This is a genomic window from Vreelandella sp. L-25 (assembly GCF_056857535.1).
Genome location: NZ_JBSXNH010000005.1, coordinates 1 through 7,445, shown reverse-complemented (window position 1 = coordinate 7,445; position 7,445 = coordinate 1). Strand labels below are relative to the sequence as shown.

Here is a 7,445-nt window from a genome sequence, read left to right as displayed (position 1 = left end):
GCCCACGGAGTTGACGACTGAAGCGCTGATCGAGCAGGCCCAAGAGAAAGGCGACAGCATTGCCTCGCGTAAAGCGTCGTTTGAAGCGCTGAACGTGATTGGCCCGCAAATGCCGGAACTGCTCGGCGGCAGCGCTGACTTGGCGCCTTCCAACCTGACGTTCTGGAAGGGCGCCAAGGCGATCACTCCAGACGATGCCAGCGGCAACTATCTCCACTACGGCGTGCGTGAATTCGGCATGGGCGCAGTGATGAACGGTATCGCTCTACACGGCGGTTTCGTGCCTTATGGCGCAACCTTCTTGATTTTCATGGAGTACATGCGCAATGCCGTGCGCATGGCGGCATTGATGGGCCAGCAGGCTATCTACGTATTTACCCACGACTCCATCGGCCTGGGTGAAGATGGCCCGACCCACCAACCGATCGAGCAGCTCACCAGCCTGCGTACTACGCCGAATTTGAATACCTGGCGCCCCTGTGACGCAGTGGAAACCGCTGCCGCCTGGGATGCCGCAATCAAGCGCCACTCCGGCCCGACGGCGCTGGTGCTCTCACGTCAGAACCTACCGCATCAGGCGCGCACCAAGGCGCAGTTGGCGTCCATTCAGCGCGGCGCTTACGTACTCAAAGAGTGCAACGGCACGCCGGACCTCATCCTGATCGCGACCGGCTCCGAAGTCGCCTTGGCGATGGATGCCGCGGCCGAGCTGGAGCAGCAAGGTAAAGCCGTGCGCGTGGTCTCCATGCCGTCCGCTTACCGCTTCAACGGCCAAGATGCCGACTACCGTGAAAGCGTGTTGCCCAAAGCCGTGACCAAGCGTATCGCCATCGAAGCGGGCCACGCCGACTACTGGTACAAGTACGTGGGCCTCGACGGCCGCGTGATTGGCATGACCACCTACGGTGAGTCGGCACCCGCGGGCGAGCTGTTCAAGCACTTCGGCTTTACCGTCGAGAACATCGTCAAACAAGCCAATGAGCTGCTGGGTTAACCCCTCGCTCAAACGGCGCCTGGTGCGGGCATTACGATGCCCGCGCTAAACGGCCTTTTATGGCTAATTAGCTACTGGATAATCGGAGAAGTCGTGATCCACTTCTCCGGTTTACCTATTTCTTCTGGAGTGGTGGGCATGCTACTGCTGTGCATCACTCTTGCCGTTATCGGTAGAGTACCTGCTAGCCTTGCCGCCGCCGCCCAACCGCTGATCGCACTTTTGGCCATGCTGATCATGCCAGGCGTGGTAGGCGTGTTCTTCATTCTCGATGAACTGGCAAGCCAGTGGCTGGCCATCGTGGCGGCTCTGCTGCTGGGGACGCTACTGAGTGTGTTCACGACACTGTGGCTGCTCAAGCGATTGATGGGGCACCGCCATGCCGACTAGCTTGCTGCCTACCTTGACCGCCACGCCGTTATTGGCCGTTGGGCTTACCTTGGCCGCATACCTTGTGGGCAGCGCCCTTTTCACGCGCTTGGGTAAACCCTCCTGGCTCCCGGCGATTTTGATCGCTGCTCTGCTGCTGGCCGCGACGCTGGCCTTGTTGGGCTTGCCGTATGCCACCTATCAGCAAGGCGCAACCTGGCTGACGGTCCTGCTAGGTCCAGCCACCGTGGCGTTGGGCATGCCGCTTTACCAACAGCTACCGCGCATTCGTGCGCTGTGGCAGCCGTTGGCGGCTTGCCTGCCTATCGCTGCCACTCTGGCCGCTTGTTACGCTCTTGGCATTGCTTGGCTTCTCGGCGCGGGTCCGGAGATCTTGGCCTCGATCGCGGCCAAATCGGTGACGGCGCCCATCGCCATCGGCATCACGGAACAACTTGGCGGCAGCGTAGCACTCCTCATGGGCGCGCTGCTGGTGACGGGGGTGCTGACCATTCCTTTCGTGAGTCTATTGGCGAGGCTACTGCACATTCATGACGAACGTATCATCGGCTTTGCGCTGGGGCTCAATGGTCACGCCATCGGCACCGTGCGCGCGTTCGATATCAGTCCGACCGCCGGAGCGTTCGCCTCGCTCGGAATGAGCCTCACCGGGATTTTTACCGCTCTGCTGCTACCGCTTGCTTGGCAACTGGTGGGGCTAGGGGCGGGATAAGCAACCCCCGATGAAATGCGTTATCATCGGGCCACTTTGTTCAAGAGCTGCATCGCATCATGGCGAACGCTTCCGCTAAATATCGCATTGCCATCAATGGTTATGGGCGCATTGGCCAATGCGTGCTGAGAGCCTTGGTGGAGCGCCAGCACCCGGCGCTTGAAGTCGTCGCGATCAACGAGCTGTCCGACCTTGCCACCATCACCTATCTCACCCGTTACGACACGACTCATGGTCGTTTCCCGGGGGAGGTGGACAACGATGGTAGCGCCCTGTTCGTCAACGGCCAGCGCATCCAGGTATTGTGCGAACGCGACCCTCGCGCACTGCCCTGGGAAGCACTAGGGATCGACCTAGTGCTCGAGTGCTCGGGCAGCTTCAAGGACCGCGCTACCGCTGAGCAGCACTTGGCGGCAGGGGCCAAGCGGCTGCTGTTCTCCCAGCCCGCGGAAAACGATGTGGATGCCACCATCGTATGGGGCATCAACGAGCATGAGCTCGCTCCCACGCAGCGCATCCTCTCTGCGGCGTCCTGCACCACTAATTGCTTGGTGCCGCTGCTCACCGTACTGGATGAAGCGCTCGGCTTGGAGCATGGTGTTACCACCACGATTCACTCGGCCATGAACGACCAGCCGGTGATCGATGCGTACCATCGCACCGATCTGCGCCTGACGCGCTCCGCCATGCAGTCGATCGTACCGGTGGATACCGGCTTGGCAGTGGGTATCAGCCGCCTGATGCCGAGCCTGGCCGGGCGTTTTGAGTGCCTGCACGTGCGGGTACCCACCATTAACGTCTCGGCCATGGATGCCGCGCTGACCGTACGTCGCGATACCAGTGCCGCCCAGGTGAACGCGCTGCTACACAGCGCCAGCCAGCAGCGCTTACAAGGGGTGCTAGGCTATACCGAAGCCCCCATGGCATCGATCGATTTTAATCATGACCCCCGCTCTGGCATTCTAGACGCCACCCAAACCAGGGTGGCTGGCACACGCTTGATCAAGCTGCTGTGCTGGTTTGATAACGAGTGGGGCTTTGCCAACCGCATGCTGGATATCAGCCAGCGTTTGGCAACGTTTCGCTAACTGATGGGCAGCACTACCTAGCGCTCTTACATTCGCTTGAACACGAGGAAACCGCTCACATGAACGTGCAAAAAATGACCGACCTGCCCCTGGAAGGGCAGCGCGTGCTGATTCGTGAAGACCTGAACGTGCCGATCAAAAACGGCCGTGTTTCCAGCGATGCCCGCCTGCGCGCCGCACTGCCGACTATTCAAGTGGCAGCCAAGGCGGGAGCAAAAGTGATGCTCATGAGCCATCTGGGCCGCCCCACGGAAGGCGAGCCTGCCGAGGAGTTCTCCTTAGCTCCCGTGGCCGAACACCTTGGCGAGCTGCTGGGTAGCCCCGTCAAACTGGTCGACGACTACCTCGACACCGCGCCCACGCTCAGCAACGGCGACGTGGTGCTGCTTGAGAACGTGCGCTTCAATAACGGCGAGAAAAAAGACGACGAACAGCTGGCCAAGCAGTACGCCGCGCTGTGCGATATCTTCGTGATGGATGCCTTCGGCACCGCCCACCGTGCTCAAGCTTCTACCCACGGCGTGGCCCGCTTTGCGCCCACCGCTTGTGCCGGCCCGCTGCTGGCTCAAGAGCTAGACGCACTGGAGAAAGCCTTAGCGAACCCGGCGCGCCCGATGGCGGCTATTGTAGGCGGCTCCAAGGTCTCCACGAAGCTCGACGTGCTGACCGCACTCTCTGATAAGTGCGACCAGCTTATCGTCGGCGGCGGGATCGCCAACACCTTTATCGCTGCGGCAGGCTATAATGTGGGCAAATCGCTCTACGAAGCCGACCTGATCGGTCAAGCCAAAGCGCTAATGGAGAAAGTCTCTATTCCGCTGCCCACTGACGTTGTTGTGGCCACGGAGTTCTCTGAATCCGCAGAAGCAGTGGTGAAACCGGTGGACCAGGTCGCTGATAACGAGATGATTCTGGATATCGGCCCGGACACCGCTGCCCACTTGGCCAGCCTGCTCAAAGATGCTGGCACTATTTTGTGGAACGGCCCCGTGGGCGTTTTTGAGATTGATCAGTTTGGCAAAGGCACCGAGGAGCTCTCCCATGCCATTGCTGACAGCCGCGCATTTTCCATTGCCGGTGGCGGTGACACGCTCGCTGCGATTGATAAATACGCCATTGCCGACCGTATTTCCTATATTTCCACCGGTGGCGGGGCGTTTTTAGAGTACGTTGAAGGCAAACAGCTACCGGCTGTTGCTGCACTTGAAGCTGCGGCCAAGCGCGGCTAATACGTAATAATTGAACTTGCACGCTCACTGCACCCGTTCACACTGACAACCTATAAGGTGACCCCATGGCTTTAATTAGCATGCGCCAGATGCTCGACCACGCCGCCGAATATGGCTACGGTATTCCCGCGTTCAACGTCAACAACCTTGAACAAATGCGGGCTATCATGGAAGCCGCCGATGCCACCGACTCTCCGGTGATCGTGCAGGCCTCCGCTGGCGCGCGTAAATACGCGGGCGCCCCCTTCCTGCGCCACCTGATTTTGGCAGCAGTGGAAGAGTTTCCGCATATTCCGGTAGTGATGCACCAGGATCACGGCACCAGCCCTGCGGTGTGCCAGCGCTCTATCCAGCTCGGTTTCTCCTCCGTCATGATGGACGGCTCGCTGGGTGAAGATGGCAAGACGCCAATGGATTACGACTACAACGTTGACGTTACTCGTCGCGCAGTAGAAATGGCCCACGCCTGTGGCGTCTCTGTAGAAGGCGAGCTGGGCTGCCTGGGTAGCCTGGAAACCGGCATGGCTGGTGAAGAGGACGGCATTGGTGCCGAAGGCAAGCTGGATATGGAACAGCTGCTGACCGACCCCGAAGAAGCCGCTGCGTTTGTAAAGGCGACTCAGGTCGACGCGCTGGCGATTGCCATTGGCACCAGCCACGGCGCGTATAAATTCACCAAGCCGCCGACCGGCGACACGCTTTCCATTCAACGTATCAAAGAGATCCACGCGCGCATCCCGGATACCCATCTGGTCATGCACGGCTCCTCTTCGGTGCCTCAGGAGTGGCTGGAAGTGATCAACCGTTACGGTGGTCAAATTCCGGAAACCTACGGCGTACCGGTTGAGGAAATCGTCGAAGGCATCAAGCACGGCGTGCGCAAGGTGAACATCGACACCGACCTGCGCCTAGCGTCCACCGGTGCTGTGCGCCGTTTTATGGCAGAGAATCCGTCAGAGTTTGATCCGCGCAAATTCTTGAAAGAAACGGTCACCGCCATGCGTGACCTGTGTATTGCCCGCTACGAAGCCTTTGGCACTGCTGGCAACGCGAGCAAAATCAAGCCGATTAGCCTGGAAGCGATGTTCCAGCGCTACGAGCGCGGCGAGTTGGCTCCTAAGATTAAGTAAGCAGCTAAGCAATTAGCAACGCTAAGGCGGCCTTCGGGCCTAATGCCAGTCAGTTAAGAGTTTCATCAATGAGCTGACAATGCGATATTCCGGTATCAGTGATTCTCTGATACCGGATTTTTATGCATTTTAGTCAGGCCATTGATGCCATCGCTCGCGTTTCACCTGAACACTTCTCCAGCCTCGCGGATGTTCTCTCCCCCGAGCTGATTGACGAATGCCTAGCGCACGCCGGTGTAGCCACCTTGCGTAAGCGCCGTTTACCGCTTGAGATGGTGGTCTGGTCGATTGTCGGCATGGCCTTGTTCCGGCACATCCCGATGGCGCAAGTCGTTCATCAGCTTGATATTGTCTTACCCGGCCAACGTCCTTTCGTGGCACCCAGCGCCGTTGTCCAAGCACGTCAACGCCTCGGGGTAGAGGCTGTCAAACGTGTGTTCGAGCAAACGCAGGACCTGTGGCACGAACAAACCCCTCACCCTCATTGGTGTGGTCTCAGGCTGCTAGGCGTAGACGGAGTGGTATGGCGAACGCCTGACACGCCTGACAACCAAGCGGCTTTTACACGTACGCGTAACGCCTACCGAGAAGCGAGCTACCCGCAGGTGCGGATGGTGTGTCAAATGGAGCTGACGAGCCACCTAATCACGGGCGCCGCGTTTGACAGCATCTCGACGGGCGAAGTGGCGTTAACGACAGACCTGATCGCCAGTACACCTGACCACTCACTGACGTTATTTGACCGTGGGTTTTATTCGCTGGGTCTGCTGCATGCGTGGCAGCAAGCAGGCGAACAGCGCCACTGGATGATCCCGTTACGGAAGGGAGCGCAGTATGAAGAGATCTACTCGCTGGGACGTCAGGATCGACTGGTTCGTCTGACGACATCCCCACAAGCACGAGCGAAATGGCCAGACTTGCCCGCGACGTTAGAAGCACGTCTGATGCGTCGTAAGGTCAAGGGAAAAGAAGTTCAGGTGCTGACGTCGATGACCGATCCGCTGCGCTTTCCTGCTGCTGATATCGTGGATCTTTATAGCTATCGCTGGGAAATCGAGCTGGGCTACCGGGAAATGAAGCAGTCACTGCTGGGCAGCCGACTCACGCTGCGTAGTCGTACGCCGGACATGGTTCGCCAGGAGTTATGGGGAACGTTGCTCGCCTACAACTTGATACGCTTTCAGATGGCGCGAATGGCCTACAGCTTGGACAGCATTCACCCCAATCAATTGAGTTTTCACCAAGCTGCCCATTTTATTATCAAAGAGCTATCTATGTTGCCGGCGGTGTCACCTGGCCGTCTTCCCGAGGTCATGAGGTCGATGCTAGAGATGGCGCCTTCCTTCTTGTTACCCGATAGACGAGAACGGTCATACCCGCGTGCTGTTCGGACACGACCACAAAAATATGCGGTTAAGCGAGTAGGGTGAGGCGTTGCCGCCTCATCCCTCTCACAGAACCGTACATACGGGCCACGTATACGGCTCATGCCACTAACTTACCCCGAACTCGGGGACAGTGATGCCGGTTTTGACCTTCGCAAGATCCATCAACTTCAGGTCATTGTGCAGGTAGGTGTTGGGCAGGGCCAGACTGGCCAGTGGAGATGCTGCATTGCGCCAGCTTTGCATCCGGATGTGCCGGAACGGGGGTTGGTAACCCAGCTGTTTCAGCCTCCGATGCAGCCGGCCCGGCTTTTTCCACTGCTTGAGCTGGATACAGCGTAACCGCCTCCTTAGCCAGCTCATGACCTGCTTCAATACCCTCGCGCAGTTCGCCACCCGGAAGTAGTTGGCAAAGCCCCGTAACACCGGATTCAGCTCACGTATAATGGCCGCGAGTCCGATGCCCCGGTTTCGCTTCGTCAGTGCTTTGAGCGTTTGCTTGAGTTTCACCACCTTC

8 protein-coding genes are annotated in these 7,445 nt (G+C 58.7%); 7 read left to right on the top strand and 1 reads right to left on the bottom strand.

The window, feature by feature from the left end:
• The 7 genes from AC13CN_RS00120 to AC13CN_RS00090 all read left to right on the top strand — a co-directional run.
• A partial coding sequence (locus AC13CN_RS00120) for a transketolase-like TK C-terminal-containing protein (protein WP_483052915.1) occupies positions 1-994 on the top strand: 994 nt, incomplete at its 5' end.
• Positions 995-1,030: 36 nt separating this feature from the next.
• On the top strand, positions 1,031-1,384 hold the full coding sequence (locus AC13CN_RS00115; RefSeq protein WP_058576732.1) for a CidA/LrgA family protein: 354 nt from the start codon (positions 1,031-1,033) through the stop codon (positions 1,382-1,384).
• Entirely contained in the window at positions 1,374-2,096 is a 723-nt protein-coding gene (locus AC13CN_RS00110) for an LrgB family protein (protein ID WP_058576733.1), read from the top strand. The genes AC13CN_RS00115 and AC13CN_RS00110 overlap by 11 nt, the downstream gene beginning before the upstream one ends.
• Before the next feature lie 59 nt (positions 2,097-2,155).
• Positions 2,156-3,184 carry a type I glyceraldehyde-3-phosphate dehydrogenase gene (locus tag AC13CN_RS00105; RefSeq protein WP_172515192.1) on the top strand — a complete coding sequence of 343 codons (1,029 nt, stop codon included), beginning with the start codon at positions 2,156-2,158 and terminating at the stop codon, positions 3,182-3,184.
• A 59-nt stretch (positions 3,185-3,243) separates the two neighbouring features.
• Positions 3,244-4,413, top strand: coding sequence for a phosphoglycerate kinase (locus tag AC13CN_RS00100; RefSeq protein ID WP_062363357.1), 1,170 nt, complete (start codon positions 3,244-3,246; stop codon positions 4,411-4,413).
• A 65-nt stretch (positions 4,414-4,478) separates the two neighbouring features.
• Positions 4,479-5,543 (top strand): class II fructose-bisphosphate aldolase, encoded by a 1,065-nt coding sequence (fba, locus tag AC13CN_RS00095; RefSeq protein WP_062363362.1) that lies wholly within the window; start codon positions 4,479-4,481, stop codon positions 5,541-5,543.
• 122 nt (positions 5,544-5,665) lie between these two features.
• Entirely contained in the window at positions 5,666-6,973 is a 1,308-nt protein-coding gene (locus AC13CN_RS00090) for an IS4 family transposase (RefSeq protein WP_074211223.1), read from the top strand.
• A 63-nt stretch (positions 6,974-7,036) separates the two neighbouring features.
• Here the strand turns inward: AC13CN_RS00090 and AC13CN_RS00085 are convergent.
• The coding region (locus AC13CN_RS00085) for a group II intron maturase-specific domain-containing protein (RefSeq protein ID WP_483052914.1) at positions 7,037-7,445 on the bottom strand (409 nt) is incomplete at its 5' end.

Bases quoted from the DNA above. Each gene is read 5' to 3' on its own strand.
- AC13CN_RS00105 (WP_172515192.1), top strand. From the start codon at position 2,156: ATGGCGAACGCTTCCGCTAAATATCGCATTGCCATCAATGGTTATGGG.
- fba (WP_062363362.1), top strand. From the start codon at position 4,479: ATGGCTTTAATTAGCATGCGCCAGATGCTCGACCACGCCGCCGAATAT.
- AC13CN_RS00100 (WP_062363357.1), top strand. From the start codon at position 3,244: ATGAACGTGCAAAAAATGACCGACCTGCCCCTGGAAGGGCAGCGCGTG.
- AC13CN_RS00110 (WP_058576733.1), top strand. From the start codon at position 1,374: ATGCCGACTAGCTTGCTGCCTACCTTGACCGCCACGCCGTTATTGGCC.
- AC13CN_RS00115 (WP_058576732.1), top strand. From the start codon at position 1,031: ATGCCCGCGCTAAACGGCCTTTTATGGCTAATTAGCTACTGGATAATC.
- AC13CN_RS00090 (WP_074211223.1), top strand. From the start codon at position 5,666: ATGCATTTTAGTCAGGCCATTGATGCCATCGCTCGCGTTTCACCTGAA.